Source organism: Pasteurella skyensis, from assembly GCF_013377295.1.
Classification (GTDB): domain Bacteria; phylum Pseudomonadota; class Gammaproteobacteria; order Enterobacterales; family Pasteurellaceae; genus Phocoenobacter; species Phocoenobacter skyensis.
The window spans coordinates 37,989-61,624 of the sequence record NZ_CP016180.1; the positions used below are offsets into that span (position 1 = coordinate 37,989).

A 23,636-nucleotide genomic window follows, 5' to 3' on the forward strand; every position below is an offset into this window, starting at 1 on the left:
TTTACTGCAATTTAACGGATTGGGATTTCATTTATTAAAGTCAAATTATACAAAGAGTATTTTCTTTATGGCACTCTTTGTTGGGAAAGTAAGCGGTATGATTGCCGTTAAAATATGCAAATATTATCCGTATATTTGTTTGTTAGCAATCATTAATAATTATTTTTTTATTTGTATGTCAGGGCAAGATCATACTTGTAAACTTACAATATGTTCATTATTTATCTTATTTAAAAGATTAAATGCCAAACAAAAACTGTTTAATTAATGTCTTTCTATGCTTAAATTTTATAAATAAAGTTTATTTTCAAATTCAAATAAATAGTTATTTTACTAATAAGTATATTTTTTATTCAAGTATGATTTTGCCCTGATTTTATTGCAATATATTGAAAATTTAGTTATTTATTTTATGATGAAAGTGTTAGTATGCAACATATGTATATGCTCCCTCTGAGTGAACTATCAACCATATTGTTTAAGTAGCCAACCTAGTCATACTACTTAAATTATTATCAATCATACTTTTGAGTAACTGAACAGTCCCATTATTTTGAGCGACTGATCGGTCGTATACCTTTTTTTAAATTCTTAATTTTTAATAGGATCATATTTATGAATGCACTTTATAAAGTTGTTTTATATAAAGTAACTCTCGTAGTTGGCATCATCTCAGAGTTAACTAAATTAAAAGGAAAATTTCTATCTACTCTAGAGAGAGAAGTTTTTGTGATATCACGTTTTGCATTGGCAAAATTAATTCTAATATTGTTGATCTTTTTTGAGGGAAGAATTGCTATTGCAGCGACTTCGGATTGTCAATATAGAGAAGATAAACATAGTGTGATTTGTGGCATTGATATTAACTCTGGTCGCTATACAGTTACTTTGGGAAAAGGTGCTAATACCAATATTGGTGTAGAGAAATCAGAACGCTATATAGATGCAGCAAATAAGATTGTTGAAACCGGAGTGTTGGCTGCAGAAAAGAGCACTTCGGCAAAGAATGTACGTGTCCATGATATGAAATTAGCGATAATACCTGTTATAACTTTATATATGAAAGATAATGAGATATATAAAGATAAGGATCAATATCTTTTTTCGGGTATTCAACGATCTATCCGTGGTCAGTCAATAGAAGAAGCAATAGCATCTCTAAGAGATAAAGGTGCTGAATCACTTAGAATAGGAGGTATTGCTATTGGCCATCTTGCTATCGCTAATAAAGCAACAGATACCATTGCTCTTGGTCGAAATGCAAAAGCGGGAGATCGAGTGGAGGATGTTAATGCGATTGCAATAGGAGGAAACTCGGAGTCTTTGGAGCCCAATAGTATAGCAATAGGTGGGTATGCAAAATCATTGAAAAGAAATAATGTTGTTCTTGGGAGCCATGCTCAGTCTAAAGGACCAGATAGCGTTGTATTAGGTGCTCGAGCTATATCAAAGTTGCACAGTAATGTTGTCATTGGTGTTGATGCATTGGCTGATAAAGACTCTAGTATTACTATTGGTCATTTTGCTCATTCTGCAAATGTGCAAGCTATTGCAATAGGATCTGCAAATACAAAAGGTCATGGAGCTAAGGCTCTGGGAGATCAATCTATTGCTATTGGGAGTAATACACTAGCAAAAGGGCATTCCAGTATTGCAATTGGTGGAGATGAGACGAATCAAGTAGCAAGTGAACTCTCTTATCACATTAGAAAATTTGTGAATCAAGAGGGAGATTTAGTCGAAGAAGATCCTTCTGATGATGATATGACTATTGCAGATATGTATTCCTATCTTACAGGTGATGATTTTCAAGTTGTTGGTCATAGTCAAGAAAAAGAACGAAGTACTATGGCGAATCATGGCGCTATTGCGATAGGAGATAAAGCTTCCGCAGATGCTGATTTGGGCATCGCTTTAGGAACAGCTGCTGATGTGAGTGATGAGGCCTTTGGTGGTATCGCATTGGGGATAGGTGCAAAATCGACGCAAGTGAGTAGTGTAACCTTAGGTGCAGGTTCATCAACAGATGGATATGCAATATTATATAAAAGTGCTGAATTACAAGCATTGGATGCAAGTGGTAACCCAGTGCCTAATAAGACAGTTAAATTTAATGGGTTTACAGGAGGAGCAGATAATCTTCACGTTGGAGAACAAGTCTCTATTGGTAAAAAAGGGTATGAAAGACAACTTAAAAATGTTGCAGCGGGTTGGATAAATAAAGACTCAACAGATGCGATTAATGGTTCCCAGTTAGCATCTATAGCAGGAGGTTTATTAGGGCGAATGGAAGTACTTGGTAGTAATATTCCTTTTGAGTATGTTGATGATCAAGGAAAAACCGTTGATAAAATTGGCGATAATTATTATGAAGTAGGTGCTGTACAAGCTTCTGATGGAACAGTTTATGCAGCAGGCACTGTGATTGGTAATGATAACAAAGGCTATCCAGAAGGTTCAATTGTGAAGGAGAGTGCAGTATACCCTAAGGGCACTATATTTGATCGAGAAGGAGAAACAACAGCTTCACCAATATCAGAAGCAATAGCGGTAACATTACAACCAAAAAATGCAAATTCTGTGGCTATTCGTGTTAAAAGCAATCATTTAAATCAACCACAAAAAATCACAAATATTGCTAATGGAGTAAATGCAAGTGATGCGGTAAATAAGCAGCAGTTAGATGATGTGAAAGCAGAAGCGCTGAAAAAAACCAAATTAGTCGCGGGCACTTACACAACATTAAATGGAACAGGAACAGCAGAAAATCCTTATCAAGTGGATATTGCAAAAGGAAATATTGAAGCAAGTGAAAAGGGTTTTGCGACAGGGGGAGATGTTTATAATGCAGTGAAAGAGAAATTAACGGCCTCAAATATCCATCAGATTAAAAGTACTAAGGGCGATATTGTAGTTTCCCAGCAGGATTTAGTGCAAGGAGATATTGATTTATCTATCGCAAATAATGCCATAACCACACAAAAACTAGCTGACAAAGCGGTGACCAAAACCAAACTTGCAGAACAAGTCATCACAGATTTTGAAGCAAAATCAAGAGAGCGTGTTTTAGGTACAGCTAATGAAATAGAGGTGATGACAAGTGGCACAACGCAAGATAATAAAGGGTTTACAGTATCACTGTCACAAAGTATCAAAGAGAAACTGGCAAAAGTCGGTATAGGAGAGGTCGCTCAGGGCAATCAAGGTAGTGTGATGGGCGATAAGGTCTATAAAGCTATCACCACAGCAAAAACAATCCTTGATAAAGCAGAGGGCGAAACATTGTTAACTGTTGAAAAAGTAGAATCAACGGATTTAACAAAGAACAGTTATAAACTGAGTATTGATAAAGATAAATTAGCGCAAGGAACCCACTTATCTTACCAAGCCAATAATGATGTGGCAAAGCAGGTGTCTCTTCAAACAGGACTAACCTTTAAAAATGGTGAGAATACTACGGCAACCATTGGAGAAAATGGCGAAGTCAAAATAAATGTTAATACACAGCTTAATTTATCCTCACAGCATTTAGGAAATACTCTTTATGGATCTATTACAGGACTGACACATAATTTAGCAACTGTAGCAGAGCGCAGCACGGCAATATCTAAACCAATAATATTGGACGAAGGATTACGTAAAGCAACCACTCTTGGTGATAGCTTAAATCTAGGTTGGAATCTACAAGCCAATGGAACAGCACAAGATTTTGTACAGGTGTATGATACGGTGAATATGCTTAATGGCAAAGGTACGGCGGTATCAGTAGAAAATACCGATGGTAAAGTCAGTCAAATTAAATACGATGTATTAGTTGATGATAGAACGATCAAAGTGAACCCTCAGGGTCAGTTAATGGCCAGTATTCCAGCCTCAACAAAATTAATAGCAGGCACTTACACAACATTAAATGGAACAGGAACAGCAGAAAATCCTTATCAAGTGGATATTGCAAAAGGAAATATTGAAGCAAGTGAAAAGGGTTTTGCGACAGGGGGAGATGTTTATAATGCAGTGAAAGAGAAATTAACGGCCTCAAATATCCATCAGATTAAAAGTACTAAGGGCGATATTGTAGTTTCCCAGCAGGATTTAGTGCAAGGAGATATTGATTTATCTATCGCAAATAATGCCATAACCACACAAAAACTAGCTGACAAAGCGGTGACCAAAACCAAACTTGCAGAACAAGTCATCACAGATTTTGAAGCAAAATCAAGAGAGCGTGTTTTAGGTACAGCTAATGAAATAGAGGTGATGACAAGTGGCACAACGCAAGATAATAAAGGGTTTACAGTATCACTGTCACAAAGTATCAAAGAGAAACTGGCAAAAGTCGGTATAGGAGAGGTCGCTCAGGGCAATCAAGGTAGTGTGATGGGCGATAAGGTCTATAAAGCTATCACCACAGCAAAAACAATCCTTGATAAAGCAGAGGGCGAAACATTGTTAACTGTTGAAAAAGTAGAATCAACGGATTTAACAAAGAACAGTTATAAACTGAGTATTGATAAAGATAAATTAGCGCAAGGAACCCACTTATCTTACCAAGCCAATAATGATGTGGCAAAGCAGGTGTCTCTTCAAACAGGACTAACCTTTAAAAATGGTGAGAATACTACGGCAACCATTGGAGAAAATGGCGAAGTCAAAATAAATGTTAATACACAGCTTAATTTATCCTCACAGCATTTAGGAAATACTCTTTATGGATCTATTACAGGACTGACACATAATTTAGCAACTGTAGCAGAGCGCAGCACGGCAATATCTAAACCAATAATATTGGACGAAGGATTACGTAAAGCAACCACTCTTGGTGATAGCTTAAATCTAGGTTGGAATCTACAAGCCAATGGAACAGCACAAGATTTTGTACAGGTGTATGATACGGTGAATATGCTTAATGGCAAAGGTACGGTGGTATCAGTAGAAAATACCGATGGTAAAGTCAGTCAAATTAAATACGATGTATTAGTTGATGATAGAACGATCAAAGTGAACCCTCAGGGTCAGTTAATGGCCAGTATTCCAGCCTCAACAAAATTAATAGCAGGCACTTACACAACATTAAATGGAACAGGAACAGCAGAAAATCCTTATCAAGTGGATATTGCAAAAGGAAATATTGAAGCAAGTGAAAAGGGTTTTGCGACAGGGGGAGATGTTTATAATGCAGTGAAAGAGAAATTAACGGCCTCAAATATCCATCAGATTAAAAGTACTAAGGGCGATATTGTAGTTTCCCAGCAGGATTTAGTGCAAGGAGATATTGATTTATCTATCGCAAATAATGCCATAACCACACAAAAACTAGCTGACAAAGCGGTGACCAAAACCAAACTTGCAGAACAAGTCATCACAGATTTTGAAGCAAAATCAAGAGAGCGTGTTTTAGGTACAGCTAATGAAATAGAGGTGATGACAAGTGGCACAACGCAAGATAATAAAGGGTTTACAGTATCACTGTCACAAAGTATTAAAGAGAAACTGGCAAAAGTCGGTATAGGAGAGGTCGCTCAGGGCAATCAAGGTAGTGTGATGGGCGATAAGGTCTATAAAGCTATTACCACAGCAAAAACAATCCTTGATAAAGCAGAGGGAGAAACATTGTTAATTGTTGAAAAAGTAGAATCAACGGATTTAACAAAGAACAGTTATAAACTGAGTATTGATAAAGATAAATTAGCGCAAGGAACCCACTTATCTTACCAAGCCAATAATGATGTGGCAAAGCAGGTGTCTCTTCAAACAGGACTAACCTTTAAAAACGGCGAGAATACTACGGCAACCATTGGAGAAAATGGCGAAGTCAAAATAAATGTTAATACACAGTTGAATTTATCCTCACAGCATTTAGGAAACACCCTTTATGGCTCTATTACAGGATTGACACATAATTTAGCAACTGTAGCAGAGCGTAGTACGGCAATAGCTAAACCAATAATATCAGATGATGGTCTACGTAAAGCAACCACTCTTGGTGATAGCTTAAATCTAGGTTGGAACTTACAAACCAATGGAACAGCACAAGATTTTGTACAGGTGTATGATACGGTAAATATGCTTAATGGCAAAGGTACGGCGGTATCAGTAGAAAATACCGATGGTAAAGTCAGTCAAATTAAATACGATGTATTGGTTGATGATAGAACGATCAAAGTAAACGATCAGGGGCAGTTAATGGCCAGTATTCCTGCCTCAACTAAACTAATGGCAGGTACTTATACAATATTAAGCGGAGAGGGGACAGCAGAAAAGCCTTATCAAGTGGATGTTGCAAAAGGAAATATTGAAGCAAGTGAAAAGGGTTTTGCGACAGGGGGAGATGTTTATAATGCAGTGAAAGAGAAATTAACGGCCTCAAATATCCATCAGATTAAAAGTACTAAGGGCGATATTGTAGTTTCCCAGCAGGATTTAGTGCAAGGAGATATTGATTTATCTATCGCAAATAATGCCATAACCACACAAAAACTAGCTGACAAAGCGGTGACCAAAACCAAACTTGCAGAACAAGTCATCACAGCCTTTGAAGCAAAATCAAGAGAGCGTGTTTTAGGTACAGCTAATGAAATAGAGGTGATGACAAGTGGCACAACGCAAGATAATAAAGGGTTTACAGTATCACTGTCACAAAGTATCAAAGAGAAACTGGCAAAAGTCGGTATAGGAGAGGTCGCTCAGGGCAATCAAGGTAGTGTGATGGGCGATAAGGTCTATAAAGCTATTACCACAGCAAAAACAATCCTTGATAAAGCAGAGGGAGAAACATTGTTAATTGTTGAAAAAGTAGAATCAACGGATTTAACAAAGAACAGTTATAAACTGAGTATTGATAAAGATAAATTAGCGCAAGGAACCCACTTATCTTACCAAGCCAATAATGATGTGGCAAAGCAGGTGTCTCTTCAAACAGGACTAACCTTTAAAAACGGCGAGAATACTACGGCAACCATTGGAGAAAATGGCGAAGTCAAAATAAATGTTAATACACAGCTTAATTTATCCTCACAGCATTTAGGAAATACTCTTTATGGATCTATTACAGGACTGACACATAATTTAGCAACTGTAGCAGAGCGCAGCACGGCAATATCTAAACCAATAATATTGGACGAAGGATTACGTAAAGCAACCACTCTTGGTGATAGCTTAAATCTAGGTTGGAATCTACAAGCCAATGGAACAGCACAAGATTTTGTACAGGTGTATGATACGGTAAATATGCTTAATGGCAAAGGTACGGCGGTATCAGTAGAAAATACCGATGGTAAAGTCAGTCAAATTAAATACGATGTATTGGTTGATGATAGAACGATCAAAGTAAACGATCAGGGGCAGTTAATGGCCAGTATTCCTGCCTCAACTAAACTAATGGCAGGTACTTATACAATATTAAGCGGAGAGGGGACAGCAGAAAAGCCTTATCAAGTGGATGTTGCAAAAGGAAATATTGAAGCAAGTGAAAAGGGTTTTGCGACAGGGGGAGATGTTTATAATGCAGTGAAAGAGAAATTAACGGCCTCAAATATCCATCAGATTAAAAGTACTAAGGGCGATATTGTAGTTTCCCAGCAGGATTTAGTGCAAGGAGATATTGATTTATCTATCGCAAATAATGCCATAACCACACAAAAACTAGCTGACAAAGCGGTGACCAAAACCAAACTTGCAGAACAAGTCATCACAGATTTTGAAGCAAAATCAAGAGAGCGTGTTTTAGGTACAGCTAATGAAATAGAGGTGATGACAAGTGGCACAACGCAAGATAATAAAGGGTTTACAGTATCACTGTCACAAAGTATCAAAGAGAAACTGGCAAAAGTCGGTATAGGAGAGGTCGCTCAGGGCAATCAAGGTAGTGTGATGGGCGATAAGGTCTATAAAGCTATCACCACAGCAAAAACAATCCTTGATAAAGCAGAGGGCGAAACATTGTTAACTGTTGAAAAAGTAGAATCAACGGATTTAACAAAGAACAGTTATAAACTGAGTATTGATAAAGATAAATTAGCGCAAGGAACCCACTTATCTTACCAAGCCAATAATGATGTGGCAAAGCAGGTGTCTCTTCAAACAGGACTAACCTTTAAAAATGGTGAGAATACTACGGCAACCATTGGAGAAAATGGCGAAGTCAAAATAAATGTTAATACACAGCTTAATTTATCCTCACAGCATTTAGGAAATACTCTTTATGGATCTATTACAGGACTGACACATAATTTAGCAACTGTAGCAGAGCGCAGCACGGCAATATCTAAACCAATAATATTGGACGAAGGATTACGTAAAGCAACCACTCTTGGTGATAGCTTAAATCTAGGTTGGAATCTACAAGCCAATGGAACAGCACAAGATTTTGTACAGGTGTATGATACGGTAAATATGCTTAATGGCAAAGGTACGGCGGTATCAGTAGAAAATACCGATGGTAAAGTCAGTCAAATTAAATACGATGTATTGGTTGATGATAGAACGATCAAAGTAAACGATCAGGGGCAGTTAATGGCCAGTATTCCTGCCTCAACTAAACTAATGGCAGGTACTTATACAATATTAAGCGGAGAGGGGACAGCAGAAAAGCCTTATCAAGTGGATGTTGCAAAAGGAAATATTGAAGCAAGTGAAAAGGGTTTTGCGACAGGGGGAGATGTTTATAATGCAGTGAAAGAGAAATTAACGGCCTCAAATATCCATCAGATTAAAAGTACTAAGGGCGATATTGTAGTTTCCCAGCAGGATTTAGTGCAAGGAGATATTGATTTATCTATCGCAAATAATGCCATAACCACACAAAAACTAGCTGACAAAGCGGTGACCAAAACCAAACTTGCAGAACAAGTCATCACAGATTTTGAAGCAAAATCAAGAGAGCGTGTTTTAGGTACAGCTAATGAAATAGAGGTGATGACAAGTGGCACAACGCAAGATAATAAAGGGTTTACAGTATCACTGTCACAAAGTATCAAAGAGAAACTGGCAAAAGTCGGTATAGGAGAGGTCGCTCAGGGCAATCAAGGTAGTGTGATGGGCGATAAGGTCTATAAAGCTATCACCACAGCAAAAACAATCCTTGATAAAGCAGAGGGCGAAACATTGTTAACTGTTGAAAAAGTAGAATCAACGGATTTAACAAAGAACAGTTATAAACTGAGTATTGATAAAGATAAATTAGCGCAAGGAACCCACTTATCTTACCAAGCCAATAATGATGTGGCAAAGCAGGTGTCTCTTCAAACAGGACTAACCTTTAAAAATGGTGAGAATACTACGGCAACCATTGGAGAAAATGGCGAAGTCAAAATAAATGTTAATACACAGCTTAATTTATCCTCACAGCATTTAGGAAATACTCTTTATGGATCTATTACAGGACTGACACATAATTTAGCAACTGTAGCAGAGCGCAGCACGGCAATATCTAAACCAATAATATTGGACGAAGGATTACGTAAAGCAACCACTCTTGGTGATAGCTTAAATCTAGGTTGGAATCTACAAGCCAATGGAACAGCACAAGATTTTGTACAGGTTTATGATACGGTAAATATGCTTAATGGTAAAGGTACGGCGGTATCAGTAGAAAATACCGATGGTAAAGTCAGTCAAATTAAATACGATGTATTGGTTGATGATAGAACGATCACAGTAAATGATAGTGGTCGATTACAAGCGGTGGCAAGTATGCCTGTAGTTGATAATGCCACAATAGGTTTAACAGCAGAGGGTAAAATAGTAGCAAAAACAGCAACACTCAGAGCATTGAACAATATACAGCTAGGTCAGGCTGTTGCTAGTGATACAACAGGACTTGTGACAGCGGATTCAGTTGCCAGTGCCATTAATCATTCAGGTTTTATTATTAAAGCGGCTCAATCTGTTGATGGTCTTGTTGAAGGTTCGACAGAAGAGTTGATTAACCCTAGTGAAATGATCACCTTTGAAGCAGATAAAAATATTAAATTAGTTCAGAAAGGTAATATATTTACTTTTGCCACGCAAGACAATGCTTATTTTAATCAAATGATGTTAGGAAAGGGAATGCATACAACAACCTTAACGTCAACAGCAAATGGATTAGATATAGGCGGTGACAGAATAACCAATATTGCAGATGGTATTAATGCTCGTGATGCAGTTAGCCGTTCGCAACTAGATAGTGTTCAGGCCATAGCTAGTAACAAAACAAAATTACAAGCAGGATCAGGTACAATATTAGAGGGAATAGGCAGTATTGCTGAACCATATAAGGTCAATATCCATTTTGGTGCAGTGGAAATTGGTGATAATAAAGCGGTAACAGGTGGTGTGGTTTATGAAGCTATAGCGGGTAGATCCGATAAAGATTTTGCAAATATTAGTGATGCAGGTAAAAAAGTGATCACCGATTTAGTTAATGTAGAGGGAAGCAATGGTCTCTCTGTGCAGAGTGATATTGATCCGAATACAAAGGTTAAAAAAATGACTATTTCTTTAGATAGAGTGACGCATTCTGCTTTGAATCGAGAGGAGAGTATATCATCGACAAATGGTAATCTAGCTATAGATGATACAGCGAGAAACTCATCAGGTGGTAAAGCATTTACAGTCACGTTAAATAAAGTGTTAAGTCAGTTAGATTCACTGATATTGGGCGATAACATAGCCTCTGATATTGTTTCGCTATCGAAAGAACAAGGGATTAGTGGTGGCAGTAAACCGATCACTAATGTAGCCAGTGGTTTAGGTGATAAATCGCTTACTGAAATAACAGAACAAGATTCAGAGTGGCACAACGTTGCCACTGTGGGTGATTTAACACAAGTAAAAAGCAATGTGAATCATATGAATAAAATTATTGGTGGGGAAGATGTTAATGGGCAACCTGTAAATGCAGAAGGTGTTCCTCTTACTGAATCTGATGGAAAAACACCCATAACCACAGCAATGGCGTTAAAAACCTATGATGTAGAGGGTCAAACAGCTACAGTAAATAATACGGTTGTTTCAGCAATTAATCGTATGAATGAGGGGGGAATTAAGTATTTTCATACGAACGATCATAGTGGACAAAAAACAGGCGGTAAGTTAGCAAAAACTAATGATTCTAGCGCTTCAGGTAAATATGCCACTGCAATTGGACGTAAAGCATCTGCAACGGCAGAGAACGCTCTGGCATTTGGAAATGGCTCCCAAGCAACGGCTGAAAATGCCATTGCGATCGGCTCTGGTAATTTAGTCAATGCTAAGAAATCAGGGGCATTGGGCGATCCAAATTATATCAGTGAAAAGGCGGGTCAAAATGAAGAGGGTGATGAGGTCTCTGGTAGCTATGCAATAGGTAATGATAATGTTATTAATAGTTCTAATACCTTTGTACTAGGTAATAATGTTAACAATAGTGGTGATAAAGATGAGGCAAATAAGCCTATCGCTCAAGGTAGTTCAGTGGAAAACTCAGTATATTTAGGTAATAAAACAACGGCAACTAAAGGGAATCAAGTTGGAACTAAGAATTTAACACAAACAGGTCAAAAAGGTAAAACAACCACCGCAGGGGATAAAGGAACAGTAAAATCAGTGAGTGTTGGAGGTATGGCTTATGGCGATTTTGCAGGTGCAAAAGCAAATGGTGTAGTATCTGTGGGATCTTCTGGAAATGAGCGACGTATTCAAAATGTAGCAGCAGGTGAAATATCACCCACCTCGACGGATGCAATTAATGGTAGTCAACTTCACTCTACTTATCAAGGCTTGGCTCATTTGTCACAGAAAATAATGAATGTAGAAGTTAGTACTAGAGCAGGCATTGCAAGTGGTGCAGCGATTGCAACTTTAGGTCAAGCAAGAAACTCTGGAGATAATGCGGTTAGTGTTGGCTTTGCTGTTCATCAGGGGCAGTCAGCATTAGCAGCAGGTGTTTCGTCTTGGTCTAATAATGGCAAATGGTTAGTAAAAGGCAATGCTGCCTATGATTCACAGCGTCAAAAAACACTTAGTGGATCAGCTACTTATAGTTGGTAGTTAACATATAAGCGGTACGATCTTGAATAAAATTTGCAAATTTTTAAGAAGATCTTACCGCTTAATTCTAAAAAAGAGAGTCTAAAAAAAGAGTGGCTAACACGTCAATTTTTAATAAAGCAACACGGAATATCGTTCTTTCAATATTAAATCAGTATGTCAATACTGAGTTATTTTTTTCACATCAACGACAAAATTGTCATCATATACAATAAAATCTATATTTTTTTCACAAAACATAAACGGCATAATTTTACCTAAAATTTACAAAAATATAACTAAAAACCATTGCTAACAAAGCCTAGGGTGTTTTATATGTTATTGTTTTATTTGTACTTTATGTTTTTTTAATTGCATTAATAGGTGTTTTTAATCGCATTTTATGCTGTTTTTATTTGCAAACTAATTGTTATCAATGTTACTATCCGCCTTCTAACTTATATATTTAATACAATATTTGTATATTTAGCAATTTAACTCGAGGTATAAAATGAACAAAGTATTTAAAGTGATTTGGTGTAACGCGACTCAAGCAATGGTTGCCGTGTCCGAATTTGCAAAATCACAAGGCAAGTCATCTTCTTGTCAAAGCAGTAAACCTGCTTCTCTTGGAGTTAAATTGTCTAAATTAACAGTATCGTTAATGTTGATCTTTTCTGGATCGGCAATAGCTATAGATGGAGCAGTTGAGCATGGCAATAATGCAATAGCAGGTAAAAATGGTGTTGCTGTTGGTAAGAATGCCAAATCTAATATAACTGAAAATGGTAATACGGCTCAGCGCAATGATGCTTATATTAATGCAGTTGAAGATGCGGTACAAAAAGGTATTGAAGCATCACAACAACCAAATGCAACGGTTGAATCGATAAAAAGTGCTGTAGTTGCTCGTCTTAATCAGTCAGGTATTAATAATATTTATTTCTCAAATTATATTCCTAGTGTTATAACAGGAGACTCTATAGAAAATGCTCTAAATGCCTTACGAGACAAAGCCACAGAAGCACTTTATGTTGGAACAATTGCGATTGGTAAAGATGCGGCAGCAAACAAGGCTACAGATACCATTGCTCTTGGTCGTAAGGCAAAAGCAGGAATGAAGGTGCAGCATGTTAATGCCATTTCTATTGGTGCAAATTCACGATCAACTGAACGAAATGCGATTGCTTTGGGGGCGCGTGCAGCTGCAAAAGGAGACAGTGCGATTACTATTGGTAAAGATAGTATGAGTAGTGGTACTGGAGCGATTAGTGTTGGTGCAAATGGATTTAGTGAGGGCACTGGAACCATGAGTGTTGGTAAAAATACTATGGCATATAAAGATGGCTCTATGGCACTTGGTGCATTTGCTCATGCAGGAAACAAAGATGATACAGGTAGCAAATATGCTATTGCTATTGGGCAAAATTCTCTTGCATCTAAAGGTCAATCCATTGCAATTGGCGGTGGTAGAGATTCTAATCAAGGTGCTGTAGCGACAGGTTCCCAATCTATTGCTATCGGCGGAAATACGATTGCTGAAGGAGATTCAAGTATTGCCATTGGTGGCGATGATACCAATACTGCAGTAGCACAAGATATCGATTACACTGTTACTGTTGCAAGTGAGGGTGGCGTAGATGTAGTAAAAACTCAGCATAAAACCATCGGAGATATCTATACAGAATTAACGGGGGATGATCTACAAAGAATGAGTCACCCTGATGCAGGATTTACTCCTAACACCAATAATAAGTTTGGACGATACCGTAATACAGTAGCGGGTCACGCAGCTGTTGCTATTGGTGATAAAGCGTATGCAAAGGGTGCTTTGGGTGTGGCTTATGGTACAGGTGCAACGGTTGAGGATGATGCTGTTGCAGGTACTGCTTTAGGTGCAGGTGCGAAATCAACAAAAATAAATGGTGTGGCTTTAGGCGCTGGTTCACAAACGGATTTAGATGCTAAATTATATAAAAAAGCTGAAGTGCAGGTGTTAGATATTTATGGAAATGCGATTCCAGGAAAAACCGCAATTTTTAACGGCTTCTCTGGTGGCGCAGATAACTTACAAACGGGGGATCAAGTTTCCGTTGGTGCAAAAGGTTTTGAACGACAAATCAAAAATGTTGCGGCAGGTTGGGTAAACAGAGAATCAACAGATGCAATTAATGGTTCTCAGTTAGCTTCTGTTGCAGGCGCTTTAAAAGGAGAGATTGATAAAGCAGGTAAAAATACACCATTTGAGTACGTTGATGAGAATAATAAACCTGTTGATAAGCTAGATGATGGAAATTACTATGAAGAAAATACGGTTGTGCTTAATCCTGTAAATAACAAAGCTTATGAGGCAGGAACCGTGTTGGGTTCTAATGGTAAAGGATATAAGCCAGATACTGTGCTTTATAAAGATAATCCATATCCTGCTGGTTCTATTATTAGTGGAGGTAAAGTTTATCCAAAGGGAACAAGATTTAAAAGTGATGGTACAGCGATTGATGCAGCAGGTAATGTTGCTCAAGAAATTGCATCAGATCCAAGTTTAGAAATTACAGAAGCAGATAGAATTGCTGCAGTAACACCAAAGCAACGAGTAGCTAATAATGTGGTTATTCACGCAAAAAGTGATGCTTCAAAAGCACCTAAACGAGTGACAAATGTCGCAGCAGGTGTTGAGGATACTGATGCGGTAAATGTTTCACAGATTCAAAATTATTTCCATACAAATACTAGCTCTTCAGCAGTAAGTGGAAATACAACCAACTTAGATTTGGTTAATGGTATTGGTGGTGCCAAAGGTGGTTATTCTGTAGCTGCTGGTGTTAATGCACAAGCAACGGGCAACTACGGTTCAATGGCATTAGGCTATAACTCAGCAGCTTCGACAAGTGGTGCAATTGCTCTTGGTATGAATTCAATATCTGCTGGAGAAAGTTCTGTTTCAATTGGTTATAACGCAACATCTTCTGGTCAAGGTTCTGTTTCTTTAGGAAGAAAAACTAAAACAACAGGTAGCAGTGTTGCTCTGGGAAATCTAGCAGAAGCTACAGGTAGTAGTGTTGCCATTGGAGATGAATCAATGGCGAGTGAAGCTAGTTTTGCAATGGGAAATAAAGCAAAAACTACTGGTGCTGCAAATGTTGCTATTGGTAATCATGCGTTAACAGAGGGAACGCAAAGTATGGCAATTGGTCAAGGTGCTCAAGCAAAAGTTGAAGAAAGCTTGGCACTAGGTTCGTTTACTCATGCTTTGGGTAAACAATCTGTTGCCATTGGTAATGATGCTTTTGCTACGGGTGAAATGTCAACGGTTATTGGTACACGTTATATTGGTAATCGAACTATGGCTAATGGTCATTTGGGACATGGGACATCAACCTCTACCGATGGGAAGTTTGCTATAGCGATTGGTAGTGGTACTGGTACTGGTACTAGTGGCGATACAGTGAAGAAAGATCAAATTGCGGAAAGTGATGCAGATTATGGTATCGCTTTGGGAACAAGTTCTCGAACTGAAGTGGGTGCAGAAGCCAGTGTGGCGATAGGGCGTTTATCACAAACCAGAGTTGCAGGTGGTGTGGCACTTGGTTCTGAGTCAATTGCTAATCGTAAATCTATAGATTCTACAAAAGTAACAGCATCTGAAACAATAGATATAACAACAACTGACTTAATACAAGAAACAGATAATGTTTATGCTCTTGATGTTGCTGATGGTGATGATAAAACCAAAATTAAGAATACTGTTAAAGGTGAATTAGGAGCTGTATCTGTTGGTACAGTAACAAGAAAATTTAAAACAAGAAAACCAGGTTTCAGATATACAGGTGATAGTGAAGAAACAGGGGTAAAAACAGGCAATGATATTGCTGCTGCCGAGTTCGAAATCGAAGTTGCAACACGTCAAATCATCAACGTAGCTGCTGGTTCTGCAGATACTGATGCAGTCAACGTTGCACAGTTAAAAGCTGTGGCGAATGTGGCGAAGAAAAAATCGGTAGAAACAGTAAGTGCAGGTGATGGTGTAGGCATAACAACGTCGTCGAATGTAGGTGGAGTTGACTATAAAGTTGCAGTAAATGTAGATGATAAGACGATTGAAATAGTTACTATTGATGAAAATGGTAATAAAGTTATTAAGCAAGCAGATGGTACTTATCAAAATGAATCAGGTAATACAGTAACACCGACAGCGGTAACAAGTGTAGTTGTAGCTAAGACAGCTGATATCACAACAACCGATGGTCTAGCAATCCCAGTAGACGAGAATGCTTTAGCAACAGCAAAAGATATAGCAGAAGCAATTAATGCATCAAGTTTTAATGTTCAAGCTAACGATCATGCGAAAGAGGAGATTTCAGCTGGAGAAACTGTTAAGTTTGTAGATGGAGATAATATAAAAGTTACTCAAGATGGAGCAAACTTTACAATAGCAACGAAGAAAGATTTAGTTGTTGACTCAATTGCACAATCAGACACAGGCGCCAAACTGACGCTAGGAGAAGATGCGATTACGTTAAGTAAAGGCAATGATCCAGTTAAGTTAACGGGAGTGAAAGCAGGAGAGTCAGGTACTGATGCGGTTAACTTTACGCAATTAAAGGCAGTCAAAGATATTGCTGAAGATAAATCAGTAGAGACGGTAGAAGCGAGTGCAGCAGCACAAACTTCGGGTTTAACGGTGACAGAGACGACAAATACAGCGACAGATAAAAACTGGAAAGTTGACTTAAATAAAGACACCTTAGCGACCCAGTTAGTTGTTGATGGTTCGGCATCAAAAGCGACGTTAGAAGAGGGATTAGATTTAACGTATAAGGCGAATGGCACAACGAAAACTACATCATTAAAAACAGGTTTAGAGTTTGCAAATGGTGAGGGAACAGTTGCGAGTATTGATGCGGATGGAAAAGTTAAATATGGCTTAAGTGATGCTGTTCAAGCGGATATTGCGGCAGGTAAGAAACATACGGATTTAACAGTAAATGGAGGGACTTCGGTTACAGATACGTATAACACAACGGGCAATATTTTAGCGAAGAAAACAACAGTAGATGGACAGACTATCTTTGATGTTAAATTAGCGGATAAAGTTGTGTTAGGCACAGCAGGAGACCAAGTAGTAGTAGATGGCACAGCGGGTAAAGTAAAAGCAGGTCAGGTTACAGTAGATGGTAAAGCTGGTGATGTAACAGGTTTAACGAACGTAGATTTATCAGGTGCAGACTTTGGAACGGCAGGCAGAGCGGCAACGGAAGAGCAGTTAAAGCTGGTAGATACTGAAGCGAAGAAAAAATCGGTAGAAACAGTCAGTGCAGGAGCAGGTATAGCGATTGCGGAAACAGACGGTGCGAATGGAAAAGATTATGCTGTATCAGTAGATTTTGGAGAGGTAGCGGCTGGTAATGCAAAAGCAGTGACAGGAGGCGCGGTGCATACGGCGGTAGAAGCGGCGAAAGAGTCGGTAGAAGCAGACGGAGCAGATGCAGGGCTAACTGTGACAAAAGAAGCGGTAGCTGGAAAAGGCACGAAGTTTAAAGTTAAGCTGGATGATGCAACGAAGGCACAGTTGAAGAAAGAAGAGACGGTTTCAACGACAGATACGAACTTAACGGTAGATGGAAGTGCGACGAATGCGAGTGGAGCGAAAGACTTTAAGCTTGGTTTAGCGAAAGACTTAGTGATTGACTCGATAGGTAAGTCAGCGACAGGCGCCAAACTGACGTTAGGAGAAGATGCGATTACGTTAAGTAAAGGTACTAAACCAGTTAAGTTAACAGGCGTGGCTGATGGAGAGTTGAGCGCATCAAGTAAGGATGCAGTAAATGGAAGTCAATTAAAAGCAGTCAAAGATATAGCTGAAGAAAAATCAGTAGAGACGGTAGAAGCGAGTGCAGCAGCACAAACTTCGGGTTTAACGGTGACAGAGACGACAAATACAGCGACAGATAAAAACTGGAAAGTTGACTTAAATAAAGACACCTTAGCGACCCAGTTAGTTGTTGATGGTTCGGCATCAAAATCGACGTTAGAAGAGGGATTAGATTTAACGTATAAAGCGAATGGCACAACGAAAACTACATCATTAAAAACAGGTTTAGAGTTTGCAAATGGTGAGGGAACAGTTGCGAGTATTGATGCGGATGGAAAAGTTAAATATGGCTTAAGTGATGCTGTTCAAGCGGATATTGCGGCAGGTAAGAAACATACGGATTTAACAGTAAATGGAGGGACTTCGGTTACAGATACGTATAATACAACGGGCAATATTTTAGCGAAGAAAAAGACAGTAGATGGACAGACTATCTTTGATGTTAAATTAGCAGATAAAGTTGTGTTAGGCACAGCAGGAGACCAAGTAGTAGTAGATGGCACAGCGGGTAAAGTAAAAGCAGGTCAGGTTACAGTAGATGGTAAAGCTGGTGATGTAACAGGTTTAACGAACGTAGATTTATCAGGTGCAGACTTTGGAACGGCAGGCAGAGCGGCAACGGAAGAGCAGTTAAAGCTGGTAGATACTGAAGCGAAGAAAAAATCGGTAGAAACAGTAAGTGCAGGAGCTGGTATAGCGATTGCGGAAACAGACGGTGCGAATGGAAAAGATTATGCTGTATCAGTAGATTTTGGAGAGGTAGCGGCTGGTAATGCAAAAGCAGTGACAGGAGGCGCGGTGCATACGGCGGTAGAAGCGGCGAAAGAGTCGGTAGAAGCAGACGGAGCAGATGCAGGGCTAACTGTGACAAAAGAAGCGGTAGCTGGAAAAGGCACGAAGTTTAAAGTTAAGCTGGATGATGCAACGAAGGCACAGTTGAAGAAAGAAGAAACGGTTTCAACGACAGATACGAACTTAACGGTAGATGGAAGTGCGACGAATGCGAGTGGCGCGAAAGACTTTAAGCTTGGTTTAGCGAAAGACTTAGTGATTGACTCGATAGGTAAGTCAGCAACGGGTGCTAAACTGACGTTAGGAGAAGATGCGATTACATTAAGTAAAGGCAATGATCCAGTTAAGTTAACGGGAGTGAAAGCAGGAGAGTCAGGTACTGATGCGGTTAACTTTACGCAATTAGAGGCAGTCAAAGATATTGCTGAAGATAAATCAGTAGAGACGGTAGAAGCGAGTGCAGCAGCACAAACTTCGGGTTTAACGGTGACTGAGACGACAAATACAGCGACAGATAAAAACTGGAAAGTTGACTTAAATAAAGACACCTTAGCGACCCAGTTAGTTGTTGATGGTTCGGCATCAAAATCGACGTTAGAAGAGGGATTAGATTTAACGTATAAAGCGAATGGCACAACGAAAACTACATCATTAAAAACAGGTTTAGAGTTTGCAAATGGTGAGGGAACAGTTGCGAGTATTGATGCGGATGGAAAAGTTAAATATGGCTTAAGTGATGCTGTTCAAGCGGATATTGCGGCAGGTAAGAAACATACGGATTTAACAGTAAATGGAGGGACTTCGGTTACAGATACGTATAATACAACGGGCAATATTTTAGCGAAGAAAAAGACAGTAGATGGACAGACTATCTTTGATGTTAAATTAGCGGATAAAGTTGTGTTAGGCACAGCAGGAGACCAAGTAGTAGTAGATGGCACAGCGGGTAAAGTAAAAGCGGGTCAGGTTACAGTAGATGGTAAAGCTGGTGATGTAACAGGTTTAACGAACGTAGATTTATCAGGTGCAGACTTTGGAACGGCAGGCAGAGCGGCAACGGAAGAGCAGTTAAAGCTGGTAGATACTGAAGCGAAGAAAAAATCGGTAGAAACAGTAAGTGCAGGAGCTGGTATAGCGATTGCGGAAACAGACGGTGCGAATGGAAAAGATTATGCTGTATCAGTAGATTTTGGAGAGGTAGCGGCTGGCAATGCAAAAGCAGTAACAGGGGATAAAGTTCACACAGCAGTAGAAGCAGCGAAAGAGTCGGTAGAAGCAGACGGAGCAGATGCAGGGCTAACTGTGACAAAAGAAGCGGTAGCTGGAAAAGGCACGAAGTTTAAAGTTAAGCTGGATGATGCAACGAAGGCACAGTTGAAGAAAGAAGAGACGGTTTCAACGACAGATACGAACTTAACGGTAGATGGAAGTGCGACGAATGCGAGTGGCGCGAAAGACTTTAAGCTTGGTTTAGCGAAAGACTTAGTGATTGACTCGATAGGTAAGTCAGCGACAGGCGCTAAACTGACGTTAGGAGAAGATGCGATTACGTTAAGTAAAGGTACTAAACCAGTTAAATTAACAGGTATTAAGGCAGGGGAATCTGGCACAGACGCGGTTAATGTTGATCAATTAGAAGCTGTGAGAACAGTGGCTAGTCAGAAAACAAAATTGGTTGCTGGTGTTGGCACAACCTTAGATGGTTTAGGTACTGATGCGGATCCGTACAAAGTTAATGTTGACTTTGGTACTGTGACAGCGGGTAATACTAAAGCAGTGACTGGTGGTGCAGTTTATAATGCCCTTGCAGATAAAGCAGATAAAAACTTATCTAATATTGACAATGCAGGTAAACAGGTAATTACTGGCTTAGTTGATGCAGAAGGGAAAGATGGTATTTCAGTGAATACAGCTGTTGATCCAAATACAGGTGTTAAGAAGTTTACTATCGGCTTAGATGCTGCTACAAACTTTGCCATTAGCAAAGTTGAAACAGTATCCTCTACAAACGCTAATTTACTTGTCGATGACAAAACTCAAAATGCATCGGGTGGTAAAGAATTTAAAGTAACGCTAAATAAAGATTTAACTGATTTAGATTCTGTTGTGTTAGGTGATAAGGTTGCTGATGATGTAGTTTCTTTATCTAAAGATAAAGGTATTAATGCAGGTAAGAAGCAAATTACTAATGTAGCTAGTGGTTTAGGTGGTAAAAACCTTAAAGATATTAAAAATACTGATGCAGAGTGGAACAATGCGGCAACAGTAGGAGATCTAACCAAAGTAGAAGGTAATGTTACTCATATCAATAAGATTATTGGTGGACAGAATGCAGATGGAAAACCAGTAGATGGAAACGGTGATCAACTGACGGACTCTGATGGAAATGCGATTACTACGGCAGAAGCATTAAAAACCTATGATGTAAGAGGACAAACTGCAACAAATGATAACACGGTCATTTCAGCCATTAAAAATATGAATGAAGGTGGTATTAAATATTTCCACACGAATGATAAGAGTGGTCAAACTGTTGGAGGGGATGTCTCTGATACAGATGATTCTAGTGCGTCAGGAAAATATGCGACAGCGATAGGTTATAATGCTTCAGCAGCGGCAGAAAATACCATCGCTTTTGGTAAAGGGGCGAAAGCAACTGCAGAAAACTCCATTGCCATTGGTACAGGTAATATTGTGAATGCGAAAAAATCTGGTGCTATTGGTGACCCAAGTATTATTGAAGCAAAAGATAGCAAAGGAATGGCAGTAGAAGGCGTTTACTCTATTGGTAATGACAATGCAATTAACAGTTCAGATACTTTTGTGTTGGGTAACAATGTAAATAGCAAAAAAGTTGCAGGGAAAACCGTTGCTCAAGGTGATACTGTTGAAAACTCTGTTTATTTAGGGAGTAAAACCACAGCAACGAAAAGTGAAACTAATGCGGCTGGTAAGAAAGTCAGAGATGTTGGAAATAAAAACCTAAAATCTGATGGGACTAAAGGTAAAACAACTTCGGCTGGCGATAAAGGCACTGTTAAGTCAGCTACAGTAGGTGGAATCACTTATGGTGGATTTGCTGGAGCAACAGCGAAAGGCGTGGTGTCTGTTGGTGCTGCTGATAGTGAAAGACGTATCCAAAATGTTGCGGCAGGTGAAATATCACGTACTTCAACTGATGCGATTAATGGAAGTCAGCTTCATGCGACTAATAGAGCACTTGCTAATTTATCTGATAAATTAATGGACATTGATACAGGTTCAAAAGCAGGTATTGCTGGTAGTGCTGCTATTGCAATGTTAGGTCAAGCAAGAAATGCTGGCGATAGAGCGATTAGTGCTGGTTTTGCTACTCATCGAGGAGAGTCTGCATTAGCTGTGGGTGTTTCATCTTGGTCTGATAATGGAAAATGGTTGTTGAAAGGATCTGCATCTTATGATTCTCAACGCAACACAACCTTTGGTGGATCTGCAACTTATAACTGGTAATACAGTAATAGTATAAGATTCAACTCATTGTAAATGAGGTAGTTTTATAGCCAGTCTAAGCATTTAGACTGGCTATTTTTATTAATAAAATAATTTAACTGTCTTTTTATACAGTAACAATATATACTTATACAAAAATAAATTAACGAGACACTACAATGATAGGACGATTACAAGGCAAAATTATTGAAAAAACACCACCAGAAATTGTATTAGATGTACAAGGAGTGGGTTATGAATTACTACTACCAATGACAAGTTTTTACGATTTACCTAAAGTTGGGGAAGAGGTAACACTTTTTACGCATTTAAGTATTAGAGAAGATGCACATTTACTTTTTGGTTTTTCACAAAAAGTGGATCGCACACTGTTTCGAGCGTTAATTAAAACCAATGGAGTAGGTCCAAAACTGGCATTAGCTATCCTTTCTGCAATGTCGGTTAATGATTTCGCCACTGCAGTTGAGAATGAAGATATCATAAAATTGACTAAGATTCCGGGTGTCGGTAAAAAAACGGCAGAGCGATTATTGGTTGAGTTAAAAGATAAATTTAAGTCAATGGCACAAACCGAGTTTTTTGTTGAACAATCTTCACTACAAACAACAACTATTAATACTGCTAATCCAAGTAATGAAGCAAAAGAAGCGTTAATTGCATTAGGTTATAAAGCAACGGAAATAGAAAAAATGTTAAAACGAGTTCAACAACAAGATCTTACCAGTGAACAAATTATTCGAGAAGCACTCAAAAAATCGTTATAATACCCCTATGATTTGTAATATAGCGGTAACATCATATTAAAAATTTACAAATTTTAAGTCTATATAGTTGTACTAATTGAGACAAACTGCTACGATCTGACACGAAATCGTGATAATTTCATTTAAAATGCTAAAAAATTATCGCAAATTAAGTAAATTTCAGGTAACCTAACGGCAATTTATTTTTACATTTATTTAACTATCTAAATATTATTCATTTAGGTGGTTTGTTATTTATTCAATTTAACCTAAACGGATCTCATCATAATGGATATTCGAAAAATTAAGAAACTTATTGAACTTGTTGAAGCATCAGGTATTACAGAATTAGAAGTAGCTGAAGAAGATGGTTCAGTACGTATTAGTCGTGAGAGTAATACACAAGTAGTCGCACAACCACAGCAACAATATACAACAGCACAAACCGTAGAAGTAGCTCCTCCTGTAGAAAAAACTACTCCAACACCAGTATTGGAAAATACTGTGATATCAGGGCATACCATTGCTTCTCCAATGGTTGGAACGTTTTATCGTAGCCCAAGTCCAGAAGCAAAACCTTTTATTGAAGAAGGGCAAAGTGTGAAAGTGGGTGATACACTTTGCATTGTAGAAGCAATGAAAATGATGAATAAAATAGAATCAGATAAAGCAGGAATAGTGAAAGCAATTCTTGTTGATGATGGTGATGCGGTTGAGTTTGATCAAAAACTTATCATCATTGAATAGTTACG

The 23,636-nt window shown here is 38.5% G+C and carries 4 protein-coding genes; all 4 read left to right on the top strand.

The window, feature by feature from the left end; genetic code table 11:
* The first annotated feature begins 615 nt into the window (after positions 1-615).
* The gene (locus tag A6B44_RS00270) at positions 616-12,009 is read left to right on the top strand and encodes a YadA-like family protein (protein ID WP_176673428.1); all 11,394 of its coding nucleotides are present in this window, start codon (positions 616-618) and stop codon (positions 12,007-12,009) included.
* A 490-nt stretch (positions 12,010-12,499) separates the two neighbouring features.
* The gene (locus tag A6B44_RS00275; RefSeq protein ID WP_176673429.1) at positions 12,500-22,141 is read left to right on the top strand and encodes an ESPR-type extended signal peptide-containing protein; all 9,642 of its coding nucleotides are present in this window, start codon (positions 12,500-12,502) and stop codon (positions 22,139-22,141) included.
* A gap of 158 nt (positions 22,142-22,299) precedes the next feature.
* The gene (gene ruvA / locus A6B44_RS00280) at positions 22,300-22,905 is read left to right on the top strand and encodes a Holliday junction branch migration protein RuvA (protein WP_090921039.1); all 606 of its coding nucleotides are present in this window, start codon (positions 22,300-22,302) and stop codon (positions 22,903-22,905) included.
* Positions 22,906-23,172: 267 nt separating this feature from the next.
* Positions 23,173-23,631, top strand: coding sequence for an acetyl-CoA carboxylase biotin carboxyl carrier protein (gene accB, locus A6B44_RS00285; RefSeq protein ID WP_090921041.1), 459 nt, complete (start codon positions 23,173-23,175; stop codon positions 23,629-23,631).
* Positions 23,632-23,636 lie beyond the last annotated feature (5 nt).